Annotated in this window: 15 protein-coding genes; 10 read left to right on the forward strand and 5 right to left on the reverse strand. The window is 70.2% G+C overall.

Translation table 11 applies throughout. The annotated features are described in order from the left end of the window. Positions 1–196: 196 nt before the first annotated feature. From EKE94_RS14865 to EKE94_RS14905, 9 genes are all read left to right on the forward strand, one after another. Positions 197–1024, forward strand: a complete 828-nt coding sequence (locus EKE94_RS14865; RefSeq protein ID WP_127907415.1) for an alpha/beta fold hydrolase — start codon at positions 197–199, stop codon at positions 1022–1024. A gap of 55 nt (positions 1025–1079) precedes the next feature. Then, positions 1080–2051, forward strand: coding sequence for a threonine ammonia-lyase (locus EKE94_RS14870; protein ID WP_127907416.1), 972 nt, complete (start codon positions 1080–1082; stop codon positions 2049–2051). A 63-nt stretch (positions 2052–2114) separates the two neighbouring features. Then, the gene (gene pobA / locus EKE94_RS14875; protein WP_127907417.1) at positions 2115–3284 is read left to right on the forward strand and encodes a 4-hydroxybenzoate 3-monooxygenase; all 1170 of its coding nucleotides are present in this window, start codon (positions 2115–2117) and stop codon (positions 3282–3284) included. Between the two features lie 21 nt (positions 3285–3305). Further along, positions 3306–4094, forward strand: a complete 789-nt coding sequence (gene pcaD / locus EKE94_RS14880) for a 3-oxoadipate enol-lactonase (protein WP_127907418.1) — start codon at positions 3306–3308, stop codon at positions 4092–4094. Between the two features lie 114 nt (positions 4095–4208). Further along, a complete protein-coding gene (gene pcaC, locus EKE94_RS14885; protein WP_127907419.1) occupies positions 4209–4589 on the forward strand; it encodes a 4-carboxymuconolactone decarboxylase in 381 nt (126 codons plus the stop codon). A 122-nt stretch (positions 4590–4711) separates the two neighbouring features. Then, positions 4712–5416 carry a protocatechuate 3,4-dioxygenase subunit beta gene (pcaH, locus tag EKE94_RS14890; protein WP_127907454.1) on the forward strand — a complete coding sequence of 235 codons (705 nt, stop codon included), beginning with the start codon at positions 4712–4714 and terminating at the stop codon, positions 5414–5416. Position 5417: 1 nt separating this feature from the next. Beyond that, positions 5418–6035, forward strand: coding sequence for a protocatechuate 3,4-dioxygenase subunit alpha (gene pcaG, locus EKE94_RS14895; RefSeq protein ID WP_127907420.1), 618 nt, complete (start codon positions 5418–5420; stop codon positions 6033–6035). A 150-nt stretch (positions 6036–6185) separates the two neighbouring features. Beyond that, positions 6186–7025: a BKACE family enzyme gene (locus EKE94_RS14900; protein ID WP_127907421.1), complete on the forward strand. Its 840-nt coding sequence runs from the start codon at positions 6186–6188 to the stop codon at positions 7023–7025. After that, positions 7025–8350: a lyase family protein gene (locus EKE94_RS14905; protein WP_127907422.1), complete on the forward strand. Its 1326-nt coding sequence runs from the start codon at positions 7025–7027 to the stop codon at positions 8348–8350. Before EKE94_RS14900 ends, EKE94_RS14905 begins: the two co-directional genes overlap by 1 nt. Before the next feature lie 302 nt (positions 8351–8652). Here the strand turns inward: EKE94_RS14905 and EKE94_RS14910 are convergent, their stop codons facing one another. From EKE94_RS14910 to EKE94_RS14920, 3 genes are all read right to left on the reverse strand, one after another. Beyond that, positions 8653–8844: a hypothetical protein gene (locus EKE94_RS14910; protein WP_127907423.1), complete on the reverse strand. Its 192-nt coding sequence runs from the start codon at positions 8842–8844 to the stop codon at positions 8653–8655. A 146-nt stretch (positions 8845–8990) separates the two neighbouring features. After that, positions 8991–9689, reverse strand: coding sequence for a YoaK family protein (locus EKE94_RS14915; RefSeq protein WP_127907424.1), 699 nt, complete (start codon positions 9687–9689; stop codon positions 8991–8993). A 484-nt stretch (positions 9690–10173) separates the two neighbouring features. Then, entirely contained in the window at positions 10174–11046 is an 873-nt protein-coding gene (locus EKE94_RS14920) for a LysR substrate-binding domain-containing protein (RefSeq protein WP_127907425.1), read from the reverse strand. A 117-nt stretch (positions 11047–11163) separates the two neighbouring features. On the opposite strand from EKE94_RS14920, the gene EKE94_RS14925 reads away from it, so the two are divergent. Next, positions 11164–12033 carry an SDR family NAD(P)-dependent oxidoreductase gene (locus EKE94_RS14925; RefSeq protein ID WP_127907426.1) on the forward strand — a complete coding sequence of 290 codons (870 nt, stop codon included), beginning with the start codon at positions 11164–11166 and terminating at the stop codon, positions 12031–12033. A gap of 179 nt (positions 12034–12212) precedes the next feature. On the opposite strand, the gene EKE94_RS14930 is transcribed toward EKE94_RS14925, so the two are convergent. Further along, positions 12213–13193 carry a sulfotransferase gene (locus EKE94_RS14930; protein WP_235856050.1) on the reverse strand — a complete coding sequence of 327 codons (981 nt, stop codon included), beginning with the start codon at positions 13191–13193 and terminating at the stop codon, positions 12213–12215. Positions 13194–13288: 95 nt separating this feature from the next. Further along, positions 13289–13879, reverse strand: a complete 591-nt coding sequence (locus EKE94_RS14935; protein ID WP_127907428.1) for a TetR/AcrR family transcriptional regulator — start codon at positions 13877–13879, stop codon at positions 13289–13291. Positions 13880–13888 lie beyond the last annotated feature (9 nt).

A 13888-nucleotide genomic window follows, 5' to 3' on the forward strand; every position in this document is an offset into this window, starting at 1 on the left:
TCTCGTTCGGCGACCTCGCGCCGAGATACCCGAATCGATCCGTCCCGTATCTTCCTCCGATATCGCCCCGTTCCCTCCGTGCGCCCAGCGCTGGCCACGCCGCTTCCCCCGCCCGGCGGCCTGTGGCAGGCTCGCCTTCGTGCGGTCGCCGGACGCGGTCGCAGCACGCCCTCGCCTGTTCAGCCCCGGAAGCGCCATGCCCCATTTCACCACGTCCGACGACATCCGCCTGCATTACACGGACGACGGCGCGGGCACTCCGATCCTCTGCCTCGCCGGGCTGACCCGTGACGGGCGCGATTTCGATTACATGGCGCCGCATCTCGACGGGGTGCGGCTGATCCGGCTGGATTATCGCGGGCGCGGCGGCTCGCAGCACGCCCCCGCCGACACCTATACCGTCATGCAGGAGGCGCAGGATGCGCTCGCCCTTCTCGACCACCTTCAGCTGTCGCGCAGCGCGATCCTCGGCACCTCGCGCGGGGGGCTGATCGCCATGGCGCTGGCGATGAAGGCCAAGTCCCGGCTGACCGGCGTGTGCCTGAACGACGTGGGACCGGTGATCGACCCCAAGGGCCTGCAGGCGATCGCGGGCTACCTGGGCAAGCCGCCCGCCTGGTCCAGCCGCGCCGAGGCGGCGATCGCCCTGCCCGCCGTGCGCCCCGCCTTTCGCGACGTCCCCGCCACCCGGTGGGAGGCCGAGGCACAGAGGCTGTTCACCGAGACGGACACCGGGCTGGGGCTGACCTATGATCCCGCACTGAGAGAGGCGTTCGATGCCGCCACCGCCACGCCGCCCGCGCCCGACGCCGACCCCTGGGCGGCGTTCGAAGCGCTGGAGGATCTGCCGCTGGCCCTGATCCGTGGCGAAGGGTCGAACATCCTGTCCCAAGAGACGGCGCAGGAGATGCGCCGCCGCCGCCCCGACATGATCTATGCCGAAATCTCCGACCGCGGGCATGTCCCGTTCCTCGACGAACCCGACGCGCTGGTCGCCCTGCGGGCGTGGGTCGCCCGGCTCTGACCCGCCCGTTTCCCACTTTCTGTCCCTGCGACGCCGTTTCCAAGGTAGACACCCGATGAACATCGACATGATCCGCAGCGCCGCGACCCGGCTCGATGGCGTAGTGCGCCGCACGCCCCTGCTCAGCTCACCCTTTCTGGACGAGATCGCGGGACGGCGCGTCTACGTGAAGGCCGAATGCCTGCAACACACGGGCAGCTTCAAGTTCCGCGGCGCATGGTCGGCTCTGACCGCCCTGCCCGAGACCGAGCGCGCGCGCGGCGTTCTGGCCTATTCCTCGGGCAACCACGCGCAGGGCATCGCCCGGTCCGCGGCCCTGCTGGGCGTGCCCGCCGTCGTGATCATGCCCGAAGATGCCCCGGCGCTGAAGATCGCCAACACCCGCGCGCTGGGGGCCGAGGTCGTGCTATACGACCGTGTCACCGGCGACCGCGCGGCCATCGGCGCGGCACTGGCCGAAGAGCGTGGCCTGACGCTGGTACGCCCCTTCGACGAACCGCAGGTGATCGCGGGCCAGGGCACCTGCGGGCTGGAGATCGCCCGGCAGGCGGCGGATGAGGGCATCTCAGACGCCGACGTCGTGGTCTGCACCGGCGGCGGCGGCCTTGCCTCGGGCATCGCGCTCGCGCTTGCGGAAACCGCGCCGAACCTGCGGCTGCGCACCGCCGAGCCCGAGGGCTTCGACGATGTCGCCCGCTCGCTCGCGGCCGGCACGCCGCAGCGCAACGACCGGCAAAGCGGCAGCCTGTGCGACGCCATCGTCACCCCCGAGCCCGGCGCGCTGACCTTCCCGATCCTCAAGGCCCACGCCGGCCCGGGCCTGGTGGTCAGCGACGACGAGGCGATGCGCGCCGTGGCCCTGGCTTTCCTGCGGTTGAAGATCGTCGTCGAACCCGGCGGCGCGGTGGCGCTGGCCGCGGCGTTGTTCCGGCCCGACCTGATCCCCGGCGACGCCGTCATCGCGGTCGCGACCGGCGGCAACATCGATCCGGCCCTGTTTGCCCAAGCACTCTCCATGCATACATGAGGTGCGGAAATAGTTGACATTGACAACTAAAAGACGGATGGTTCGCTAAGAGGGAGGAGTTCTATGCGTACCCAGGTCTGCATCATCGGCGGCGGCCCGGCGGGGCTGTTGCTGTCGCAACTGCTGCACCGCGCCGGCATCGACACCGTCGTCCTCGAACGGCGCAGCCGCGCCTATGTGCTCAGCCGGATCCGTGCCGGCGTGCTGGAATGGGGCACGGTCAAGCTCCTTGAATCCGCGGGACTGGGCCAGCGCATGCACGCCGAGGGATATGTCCACGACGGCACCTACCTCGCCGCGCAGAACCGCGGCTTCCGCGTCGACTTCAAAGCCCTGACCGGCACCCCCGTCATGGTCTACGGCCAGACCGAGGTGACGCACGACCTTTACGACGCGCGCGACGCCATGGACGGCGTGGTGATCGACGAGGCCGAGGGCGTGACCCCGCATGATGTCGACACGGATGCCCCTTATGTGACCTACACCAAGGACGGCACCGAGCACCGCATCGACTGCGATTTCGTGGCGGGCTGCGACGGCTACCACGGCGTCTCACGGCAGACGATCCCCGCCAGCGTGCTCAGGACGTTCGAACGGGTCTACCCCTTCGGCTGGCTGGGCGTGCTGTCCGAAACGCCCCCGGTCAGCCATGAGCTGATCTACGCCAACCACGCCCGCGGCTTTGCCCTATGCTCGATGCGCAATGCCAACCTCAGCCGCTACTACGTGCAGGCCCCGGTCGACGATCCGATCGAAAAGTGGTCCGACGACGCGTTCTGGGACGAACTGCGCCGCCGCATTCCCGAGGACGCCGCCGACCGCCTGGTCACCGGCCCCTCGATCGAGAAATCCATCGCGCCGCTCCGCTCCTTCGTGGCCGAGCCGATGCGCTGGGGGCGGCTGTTCCTGGTCGGCGACGCGGCGCACATCGTGCCACCCACCGGCGCCAAGGGCCTCAACCTCGCGATGAGCGACGTGCACTACCTGTTCGAGGCGCTGAAGACGCACTACCATGACGGCGACGCGGCAGGGATCGAGGGTTACTCCGAAACCGCCCTCGCCCGTGTCTGGAAGGCGATCCGCTTCTCTTGGTGGATGACCACGACGATGCATCGCTTCCCCGACCAGACCGACTTCGACCAGCGCATCCAGGAGACCGAGATCGACTATCTCGAAGGCTCGGAAACCGCGCAGAGGTCGATGGCCGAAAACTACGTGGGCCTGCCCTACTGACCCACGGACGGAGGACACCTCATGCTGATGGCCGATATCGGCGGGCTTCACCTGCATTACCGCGATGACGGCGACCCCGAGGGGCGCCCGGTCGTCTTCGCCAACTCGCTCGGCACCGACCTGCGGCTTTGGGACGCGATGCTGCCCCACCTGCCACGGGGCCTGCGCCTCATCCGCTACGACAAGCGCGGCCACGGGCTCAGCGATGCGCCCCAGGGGCCCTATTCCATGGGCGCCCTGGTCTCGGACGTGGAAAAGCTGCTCGACCACCTGAACGTGCGCGACTGCGTCTTCGTCGGCCTGTCGATCGGCGGGCAGATCGCGCAAGGTTTGGCCGCCAAACGCCTCGACCTCGTTCGCGCCATGGTCCTGTCGAACACGGCGGCCAAGATCGGCACCCGCGACATGTGGAGCGACCGTATCGCCAAGATCGAGGCCGGCGGCATCGCCGCGCTCTCCGATGCGATCCTCGAACGCTGGTTCGCGGCCCCCTTCCGCGCCACCCCCGCCTTCCGCGCATGGGAAAACATGCTGCTGCGCCAGCCCGCGCACGGGTATGCCGGGTGCTGCGCCGCCATCTCCGGCACCGACTTTCTCGCCTCGACGGCCGGGCTCACCCTGCCGACCCTCGCCATCGCGGGCAGCGAAGACGGCTCCACACCGCCTGACCTGGTGCGCGAAACGGCCGACCTCGTCCAGGGGTCGCGGTTCGAAATCATCCGCGGCACCGGCCACCTGCCCGCGGCCGAGAAGCCGCAGGACTACGCCCGCCTCCTCACCTCCTTCCTGCGCGAGGTCGGCCATGTCTGACCGCCCCCTGCCTTCTTCTCTTGCCAAATACTCCCGCCGGAGGCACCGCGCCGCCGCAGGCGGCGCAACCACCGCGCGCGCCGCAGGCGCTCGATATTACAGGAGCTCCCAGCCATGACCGACCGTCACGCCACCGGCATGCAGACCCGCCGGGCCACGCTGGGCGACGCCCATGTGGACCGGGCCGAAGCCAACAAGACGCCCCTGGACGAACGCTTCCAGTCCTTCATCACCGAAGGCGCCTGGGGCACGTTGTGGTCCTCCGACGCCATTCCCCCGCGCGAACGCTCGATGCTGACGATCGCGCTGCTGGCCGCGCTCGGCAACCACGAAGAGGTCGCGATGCACATCCGCGCCACCGCCAATACCGGCGCCAGCCAGACCGACGTGATGGAGGCGCTGATGCATGTCGCCGTCTATGCCGGCGTGCCGCGCGCCAACCACGCCATCAAGATAGCCAAGGAGACGTATGCCGATATGGAGAAGGACGCATGACCGCCCCAGCCGATGACCGCCCCGCACCCGGCGGCGAATCCGAACCCCATTTCACCGAGAAAAAGCACAGCCCCGGCCAGACGCCCGGCGGCCAGCGCGACAAGTTCGGCAACAGCTTCTACATGCGCGACCGCGCCTGGCACCCCCCCGCGCTGACGCCGCTTTACAAGACCTCGGTCGCCCGCTCGCCGCAGCGCGCACCGCTGTCCTTCGCCACCACCATCAGCGAAGAGACGAGCCCGGTCTTCGGCAACGACGTCCTGGGCCCGCTCGACAACGACCTGATCCACAACTTCGCCAAGGACGGCGCCGGCGCCATCGGCCCGCGCATCGTGGTCTACGGCCGCGTCGTGGACGAGGCGAACCGTCCCGTCCCGAACACCCTGATCGAGGTCTGGCAGGCCAATGCCGGCGGCCGCTATCGCCACAAGAAAGAGGGCTACCTTGCCCCGCTCGACCCCAATTTCGGCGGCTGCGGACGCTGCATCACCGACGAGAACGGCTGGTACGAATTCCGCACCGTGCAGCCCGGGCCCTATCCCTGGCCCAACGGCCCCAACGACTGGCGTCCGGCGCATATCCACTTCTCGATCTTCGGCCACGCCTTCGCGCAGCGGCTGATCAGCCAGCTCTACTTCGAGGGCGATCCGATGATCTGGCAATGCCCCATCGTCGGCACCATCCCCACGCCTGAGGCGATCGAGACGCTGGTGGCCAAGCTCGACATGGGCGCGACGATCCCGATGGACGCCCGCGCCTACCGCTTCGACATCGTGCTGCGCGGCAAGCGCCAGACGCTTTTCGAAAACCGCATGGAAGGGCTGTGAGATGATCCGCGACGTCACCCGACTGAAGGAAACGCCCTCGCAGACCGCGGGGCCCTACGTCCACATCGGCTGCACGCCGAATTTCTGCGACATCGGCGGGGTCTACCCGCACGACCTCGGCTCCAAGCTCATCACCGGCGACGTGACGGGCGAACGCATCACCATCAAGGGCACGGTGTTCGACGGCACCGGCACGCCGCTCAAGGATGCGCTGATCGAGATCTGGCAGGCCGACAGCGCCGGCCTCTACAACTCGGTCAACGAAACCCGCGGCACGGCCGATGCGAACTTTACCGGCTGGGGCCGGTCGCCCGGCGACATGGACACCGGCGAATTCACCTTCGAGACGGTGAAGCCCGGGGCCGTGCCGTTCCGCGACGGGCGCATGATGGCGCCGCACGTCACCTTCTGGATCGTCGCGCGCGGCATCAACCTCGGCCTGCACACCCGGATGTATTTCGAGGACGAAGCCGAGGCCAACGCCGCCGATCCGATCCTGTCGAAGATCGAGCATCAGAACCGCGTGCCCACCCTGATGGCCCGGCGCGAGGAAGACGGCGTCTACCGCTTCGACATCCACCTGCAGGGCGCGGACGAGACGATCTTCTTCGACGTCTGAGTCCGGCGTTCCTTCGCGTTCGCCCGTTCTTCCGGCGGGCGGGCGGGCTTGCGGGCGGGGCTTCGGACCGATGACCCCCGCCCCCTCGCGCAGCGCGGCCCGGCCCTGTAGGGTCGGGCCGACGCATTCCAGACGACAGAAGGCCCCCGGATGTCCCAGACCCAGCCCTGCATCATCTGTGTCGCGATCACTGGATCGCTGCCGCGCAAATCCGACAACCCCGCCGTGCCGATCACGGTGGCCGAGCAGGTGGAATCGACCCATGCCGCCTTCGAGGCCGGCGCGACCATCGCCCACTGCCACGTGCGCAACGATGACGAAACGCCCTCGTCCGACCCCGATCGTTTTGCCGCGCTGAAAGAGGGGATCGAGAGGCATTGCCCCGGCATGATCGTGCAACTCTCGACCGGCGGGCGTTCGGGCGCGGGGCAGGCGCGCGGCGGCATGCTGCCGCTCGCCCCGGACATGGCGTCGCTGTCGGTGGGGTCGAACAACTTCCCGACGCGGGTCTACGAGAATCCGCCCGACCTGGTCGACTGGCTGGCCTCCGAGATGCTGCGCCACGACGTGAAGCCCGAGATCGAGGCCTTCGACCTCGGCCACATCGTGCAGGCCACGCGGATGGCCGCCGACGGACGGCTGAAAGGCCCGCTATACGTGCAATTCGTGATGGGCGTGAAGAATGCCATGCCCGCGGACGAACCGATCTTCGATTTCTACATCGAAACGTTGAAGCGGCTGGCCCCGGACGCGCTGTGGTGCGCGGCCGGCATCGGCGCCGCGCAGCTGACCGTCAACGAATGGTCCATCGCCAAGGGGGGCCATACCCGCACGGGGCTTGAAGACAACATACGGCTGGACCGGACCACGCTTGCGCCGTCGAACGCCGCGCTGGTGGACCGCGCCGTCGAACTTTGCGCCAAGTACGACCGCCCCGTCGCCACGCCTGCTCAGGCGCGGCGGATGCTGGGCCTGAAGGACGCCGCCTGATGCCCGCCAGCCCCTTCGACAGCGCGATCTACCGCGATCTTCTGCAGGATGCCGAAACGGCAAAGCTCTTCACCGACACCGCCGAGGTCCGCGCGATGCTGCTGGTCGAGGGCGCGCTGGCGCGGGCGCAGGCCGCCGCGGGGCTGATCCCGGAGCTCGCCGCGACCGCGATCCACCGCGCCAGTCTGGAAATCCAGATCGACCCCGCCGCGCTCGCCGCCGAGAGCGGGCGCAGCGCCGTGCCCGTGCCTGCACTGGTCAAGGCATTCCGCGCCGAGCTGGGCGCACCGGAGCATGCGCAATACGTCCATTGGGGCGCCACCAGTCAGGACATCGCCGAGACGGGGCAGATGTTGCGCCTGCGGCAGGCGCTGACGATCTGGGAGGGGCGGCTGCGCGCCACGCTCCATGCTCTCGCCGACCTGGCCGAGGCGCATGCCGAGACGCCGATGCCCGGACGCACCTACGGCCAGATTGCCAGCCCCACGAGCTTTGGCGCGCTGGTCGCGTCGTGGGGAACGCCGCTGCTGCGCCATCTCGACCGGCTGGAGGAGATGCGCCCGCGACTTCTGTGCATCAGCCTGTCGGGCGCGGCGGGCACGCTTTCGGCTATGGGCGAGGCCGGGCCGCAGGTCCGCGCCGCCCTGGCCCAGGGCCTGGGGCTGGCCGACCCGGGCACCAGCTGGCACGCCGAGCGGGATCGGATCGGCGAGCTTGCGGCGTGGATCACCGGCGTGACCCAGAGCCTTGGCAAGATGGGCGAGGACCTGACGCTTCTGACCCAGAGCGGGATCGGGGAGGTGCGGTTGCAGGCCACCGGCGGCTCCTCGACCATGCCGCAGAAGCAGAACCCGGTATTGCCTTCGCTCCTGGTGTCGCTGGCGCATCTGACGGGCGCGCTCAACACGGCGGTCCAGGGTGCGGCGCTGCATCGCCTGCAGCGCGACGGGGCGGCGTGGTTCACCGAATGGCTGACCGTGCCGCAGATGGCCCATGCGGTGGGCCGCGCGACGGCCGTTGCGCAGACGCTGGCCAGCGGCCTGACGGCGGACGCCGCGCGCATGGCCGCCGCGATCGACGACGGCAGCGGGCTCATCTATGCCGAGGCCTTTACCTTCGCGCTGGCCCGCGACCTGCCGCGCCCCGATGCGCAGAAGGCGGTGACCGCGCTTTGTCAGGAGACGATGCGCACGGGCACCCCCCTGCCCCAGCTTCTGGCCCGCGATCACCCCGGCCGGGACTGGCGTGCCATCGCCACGCCGACCGCGCAACTGGGCACCGCCCCCGCGCAGGCACGCGACTTTGCCCGGGCCGCCCGCGCCTGACCGGTCGGCGGACTTGCGCGCCTCTGGAAAGGCGCCACTTCGCTGGATAGGGCGCGGAGATACGTGAAGAGAGCGGGCAATCTCGCGAACGCAGGCTAGAGGCATGCGCGCGCGTGCCCCGCGGGAAATGGGAGGGGGGCTGACCCTCCCGCTAAAGGTCAAGCTCTGCCAAGAGGCCCGTCGGTCAATCGCCCTGTTGGGCCGCCACCCTGCGACCGCCCGGAGACCTTCTTTGGCACACCGGGGGGCTGCCCGGCCCCGCCGGCCATGTGGCGCAGCCGTCCGGGCGACGGGGGCGGGACTCAGGCGTCGTGCAGGTCGATGCCCACCGCCTCGGCCAGTTTGCGGATCTCTTCGGGCGGGCGTCCCAGACGCACGGCGACCACGTCGACGGGCGCGTTCTCGGCCGCCAGTTCACGCACCTGGTCGATCTCGGCGTTCGAGAAAACATTGCCCGCGTTCTCTTTCATCGAAGGGCTGACCTTGTCCGACATGTCTCGTCTCCTTGCCATGGGCCGGACCCATGTCCGGCAGTCCCCTTGGAAACCGGCCCGAGCGCCGGGCGGTTCCGGCCCCCGGCCAGTCCCCAGGCACATCCCCGGCCCGCGCCCAGCCCTGTCCTACCCAGCCCCGCCGGCCCTCAGGTCGTCCGGCGCAGGCGCTGCAGCGTGGCAAGCGCCAGCCATGCCAGCCCCACCGACACGACCAGAAAGACCACGGCGCCGATCCGTTCGTATCCCCAGACGCCCGCCACGCCTCCGCCGAAAAAGGCCAGAAGCGTCGCGCCATGCAGCACCAGCCGGGGCCTCGGGTCGGGTCGGCGCGGATCGCGGATGACAAGCTCGGCCAGTTCCAGCCCGATATCCGTGGCGATGCCCGACACGTGGCTGGTGCGGACGCGCGCCTCTGAGATGCCCGTGGTGGTGGCGTTCTGCAGTCCCATGAGAAAGCTCAGCCCGATCACCAGCGTCCAGCCGCTCCCCGCGCCCGAGGCGACAAGGTCCACCATCGCCAGCGGAACGAGCAGCGCCGCCTCGATCAGAATGGCGAGGGCATAGATCCCGCCGATCCCCTGTCGCGCACCTGCCCGGACAATTAGCCCGCAGAACAGCGCACCGCAGACGAAGGCCACGAGAAGGGCCAGGAACCCCATCGCGGTGGCGACACGGCCCAGCGCCAGCATGTCCGACATGGTCGAGACATTGCCCGTCATGTTGGCCGAGAAGTGCCCCAGGGACCGGAAGCCCGCCGCGTTGACGGCCCCCGCCGCCAGCGCCAGCCACACGGCGAGCCGCAGGTCGATAGACCCGGACCTGTCCTGTCCCTCGCGTATCAGCACATCAGGTTCGCGGCGCTCTCTTGGCGGCGGTCTCGCCGGCGGTTCCGACCCCGGGCCGACGATCACGGCGGCCCGCATCCCTTGGACAAGCGCCGGATATACCAGCTGGGGGCGCGGGTTCAATCGACACGACTGGGTCAACAGGAATGGCGGGGGAAAGCCCGCGCCGCGCGATCTCAAGGCAAGGCTTCATCTCGAGGCAGGGCTTCGGCGACATCAGGCCGTCCGAGAACCCCACGTCCGGCACCGTCGACCCCGCAGGGGATCTTCCGGAGCCTGCGTCAGGCGGGCACGGCCCGGCTGTCCCCCGGCGTGATTCCTTGGAAGACTCCCCGCCCGGGGACGGCCGCCGCGAACCGCGGGTGCGAGGGCGGACAGGGCACGTCGCGGTGGCGCCAGCCGGGGCCGCTCCGGGGCCCACGGCGGTGAACCTGGTCGGCCGGCCGGCTGGCCGAGCCTTGGGGCTCGGGCCGCCGGCCGAACGTCAGGCGGCGATCTCGGCGAAGGCCGTGACCGCCGGGCCGGGCTGATGGACCGCGAGGCTTAGCGAAAAGGCCGCGCCGGTCGCGGCGATGGGGCGATAGGCGATCCGGTCCGGCCGGAACCGGGCCATACTCTCCGGCACCACCGACACGCCTGCGCCCACCGCGACCAGCGACAGAACGGCATGCATCCCGTGCGCCTCTTGCGTCACGTTCGGCACGAACCCCGCGTCGGCACACAGGCGGATGACCTGCAGATGGAAACCGCGCCCCTCGGCCATAGGCCAGAGCACGAACTCCTCGTCGCCAAGCGTCGCAAGCGACAGGTCGCTCCGGTCCGCAAGCGGATGGTCCGCCGACAGGGCGATGCACAGTCGGTCGCGATCGAACCGGCGCAGCTCGATCCCCTCGGATTTCGGGATCGGGGGGATGACGATGCCCGCGTCCAGCGTCCCCGCGCGCAGGCCGGCGATCTGGGCGGCGGTCGTCGCCTCGCGCAGCTCCAGCCGCACGGACGGCCGCGCCTTGCGAAAGGCGCGGATGGTCTCGGGCAGGCGTCCGTAAAGCGCGCTGCCGACATAGCCCAGCCGGATCAGCCCGGTGCGCCCGGCACCGGTCTCGCGCGCGGTCGCGATCGCGTGGCGGGCCTGGCGCAGCGTCGCGCGGGCCTCGTGCAGAAAGGCCGCGCCCGCCGCGGTCAGGCCCAGGACACGGTGCGGCCCGCGCGCGATCAGGTCCACGCCCAGATCCTCCTCAAGCTTGCGGATCGCGACGGTCAGCGGCGGCTGGGACATGCCCAGCCGATGGGCGGCCCGGTGGAAATGACGCTCTTCCGCCACCGCGACGAACTGCTCCATCTTGCGCAGGTCGATCATCCCGCGGGCCCCGGGGCCCCTGTCTTTCGATACATCAGGCATATCAAACTGCTAATTGGGTTGTATTGGACGTATCATAGGCACCACCCCATCCTGCCCGCAATGGAGGGTGAGATAATGACAGAACCGAATTTTCAGGGGCAAAGCGTGCTTATCACCGGGGCCGGCCGCGGGCTGGGTCTGGCCTATGCCCGGGCCGTGGGCCAGCTTGGCGCGACGGTGCTGCTGCATGATGTGGGCGCCGGGACCGACGGGCACGGCCGGGACGCCACGGTGGCCCGCGACGCCGCGGCCGGGCTGCGCACAGAGGGGATCGACGCCCACCCATTCGCCACGCCGATCGACACGCGCGACGGGTGCCGCGCGCTGGTCCGCGACGGCCACGCCGTGCAGGGCCGGCTGGACGCGGTGATCCACAACGCGGGCTGGGTCGGCTACGAAGCAGTCGAAACGCTGCAAGAGGCGTCCTTCGACCGCATGATGGCCGTCATGGCGAAGGCGCCGCTCTGGCTGGCGCAGGCGGCGTGGCCCGCGATGCGCGCCGCCGGGTTCGGGCGGATCGTCCTGACAACCTCCTGCCGGGCGCTGTACCCGGGTTACGTCCAGACAGGGCTGACATCCTACGCCGCGGCGAAGATGGCCGCCGTGGGCATCGTGAACGTGCTGGCAAAGGAAGGCGCCCCGCACGGGATCGTCGTCAACGCGGTCTCTCCGGTGGCCAAGACCCGCATGTGGGGGGTCGAGGGCACGCCCGATGACCTGAGCCCCGACGCCGTCGCGCCCGGGGTCGCCTTCCTGGCCTCGGGCGACTGCACCGATGGCGGCTGGGTGCTGCGCGCGGCAAACGGCCAGTTCCATGCCCTCCGGGCGACCGAGGCCGCGGGCGTCGACTATCCGCGCGACCTGCGGGCGGTGGCGGCTGGCAGCGCGGCAGAGGTTTCGGCCGCCTGGGACAGGATCGCCCCAGTCGCGCCCGAGGCGCGGTGACTTTGGCGCGGTGCCGCCGGGGTGGCTATCGCATGGGCCGCGACGGGCGGACCAGTGTGGGCGGGCAACGGTGGGCGGGCTATGGCGTAGCGCGCGGCGCCCGGAGGGAAGAGTGCCGGAACGCGCGATGCCGGACAACACGGCGCCTGCAAGGCGCGGGCTCCGCACACCGCCCAAGGTCACGGCAGCGACCTGCCCTGCGTCCATGCCGCCAGCGCAGCCTCGCCCGGGGCGCAGGCAAGCTCGACCTCGCGCCGGTCGGCGGGGTCCAGCGCAGCCAGACGGGTGGGGCGGACCTGCGGAAGCGCGGCGCAGGCCTCGACCCAGGCCTCGGGCGCCTCGTCGGCAAGGTAGAGCCCGAGGCGCCGGATCTCGTCTTGCGGGGCTCGGCACAAGCTTTCGTAGGAGAGGATCAGCGGCGCATGACCTGCGAGCGGCCCTAGCCCCTTGCGCGTCAGCTCGGACCAGAACGCGCCGCAATCGGCGAGCGTCGGGCGCGCGGACAGGATGGGCCCCAGCCCAGCGACCCCTCCGGCGGCGGCGATCAACGGCCAGATCGCACCGCGCCCGTAGTGATGCCGCGGCGAAAGCAGGTCGATGCCCAGCGGCGCTAGTCGGCGCCACATCCAGATCGCGAGACGGGTGGCCGGGTAGTCGCGCATCGACAGGGCCGTGTCCGGCCCGCTGCGCGTCAGAAGAACGGGCCGCGCCGCGGGGAACATCCGCAACAGGGTGCCCGACGCGACCAACGACCCGCCCGAGCGTTCGACCCAGACCCGCCGCCCGCCCAGGTCGGCCGCCAACCTGTCGAACAGGGACAGGTACTGGGCGGCAAGCGAACGGCGCGGCCAGGTGGGCACGTCCCGCGCGAGCGTTGCAAAGACGGCATCGGGATCCGCGAAGAGATGCGGCAGCGTGATGGCCAGAATCGGCGGGCAGAGAAACGGATCATGCGCGGGGTCAGGCACCCGGCCATACAGGAACTCGCGCGGGGCGACCTGCGGATTGCCGGTGCGCGACAATGCCCGCGACGGACGCGACAAGTGACGCCAGAATGCCGCGCCGGACGGCCTGTCGGGACGAAAGGCATGCGGACCGACGGTCGAGAAGAGTTCGGACACCGACAGGATCGCCGGGTGCCTCTTCAGGATCTCGGACACGAGGGTCGAGCCGCAGCGCGCGGAACCCAGGATCAGCCCCCCTCCGAGGGCAGATGCCGGGGCAAGGGGCGCAGGGGCAAGGGGCGCAGGGGAGGTCATCGACCACCGGCCGAGATCGACCGGATCATGGTTGCGACCGCCTCGCAGGCAAGCGTTTCGGCGCGCCGCCCCGTGATCATGTCCAGCCGGTCGGCGGCGGCCAGCGCGACGACGCCGTGCACGGCCAGAAACAACTCTTCCGCCCGCAGCGCCGCGTCCTCGTCAGGCGCGATCCGGCCCAGGGGTTCGGCGATGCGGGCCAAAAGCGCGCGGATGGTCCGCAGATACCACTCGGGCGCGGCCTCGTCCCGGCGCGGCCCGGCGAAAAGCGCCTGCCAGACGCCTTGCCGCTGCAGCATGAAAGCCACGTAGGCCTCGGCCAGATTGTGCAACCATGTCTCGGGCGGGGCATCGGGAAGCGCCTCGATCATCGCGCGCAGCTCGGCGAATGTCTCCTGGTTGACGGCGAGCGTCACACCGCGAAGGCCGCCGAACTGCGCGTAGATCGTGCCGCTGGTCACGCCCACCGCCTCGGCCAGCGCGCGGGCCGTCAGCGCGGGGGGGCCGCCCTCCTGCAACAGGCCCCGCGCGGCCAGGATCACCCGCTTTTTCAGATCGTCGCGGTCGTACTGCCTGGGTCGGGCCATCGGCGGTCC

The sequence above is a fragment of the Mesobaculum littorinae genome (assembly GCF_004011175.1).
Taxonomy (GTDB): Bacteria; Pseudomonadota; Alphaproteobacteria; order Rhodobacterales; family Rhodobacteraceae; genus Tranquillimonas; species Tranquillimonas littorinae.

What these genes read in the sequence shown, in the direction of transcription:
- EKE94_RS14865 (WP_127907415.1), top strand. Translation starts at nt 197, where the DNA reads ATGCCCCATTTCACCACGTCCGACGACATCCGCCTGCATTACACGGAC.
- EKE94_RS14870 (WP_127907416.1), top strand. Translation starts at nt 1,080, where the DNA reads ATGAACATCGACATGATCCGCAGCGCCGCGACCCGGCTCGATGGCGTA.
- pobA (WP_127907417.1), top strand. Translation starts at nt 2,115, where the DNA reads ATGCGTACCCAGGTCTGCATCATCGGCGGCGGCCCGGCGGGGCTGTTG.
- pcaD (WP_127907418.1), top strand. Translation starts at nt 3,306, where the DNA reads ATGCTGATGGCCGATATCGGCGGGCTTCACCTGCATTACCGCGATGAC.
- pcaC (WP_127907419.1), top strand. Translation starts at nt 4,209, where the DNA reads ATGACCGACCGTCACGCCACCGGCATGCAGACCCGCCGGGCCACGCTG.
- pcaH (WP_127907454.1), top strand. Translation starts at nt 4,712, where the DNA reads ATGCGCGACCGCGCCTGGCACCCCCCCGCGCTGACGCCGCTTTACAAG.
- pcaG (WP_127907420.1), top strand. Translation starts at nt 5,418, where the DNA reads ATGATCCGCGACGTCACCCGACTGAAGGAAACGCCCTCGCAGACCGCG.
- EKE94_RS14900 (WP_127907421.1), top strand. Translation starts at nt 6,186, where the DNA reads ATGTCCCAGACCCAGCCCTGCATCATCTGTGTCGCGATCACTGGATCG.
- EKE94_RS14905 (WP_127907422.1), top strand. Translation starts at nt 7,025, where the DNA reads ATGCCCGCCAGCCCCTTCGACAGCGCGATCTACCGCGATCTTCTGCAG.
- EKE94_RS14910 (WP_127907423.1), bottom strand. Translation starts at nt 8,844, where the DNA reads ATGTCGGACAAGGTCAGCCCTTCGATGAAAGAGAACGCGGGCAATGTT.
- EKE94_RS14920 (WP_127907425.1), bottom strand. Translation starts at nt 11,046, where the DNA reads ATGATCGACCTGCGCAAGATGGAGCAGTTCGTCGCGGTGGCGGAAGAG.
- EKE94_RS14925 (WP_127907426.1), top strand. Translation starts at nt 11,164, where the DNA reads ATGACAGAACCGAATTTTCAGGGGCAAAGCGTGCTTATCACCGGGGCC.
- EKE94_RS14935 (WP_127907428.1), bottom strand. Translation starts at nt 13,879, where the DNA reads ATGGCCCGACCCAGGCAGTACGACCGCGACGATCTGAAAAAGCGGGTG.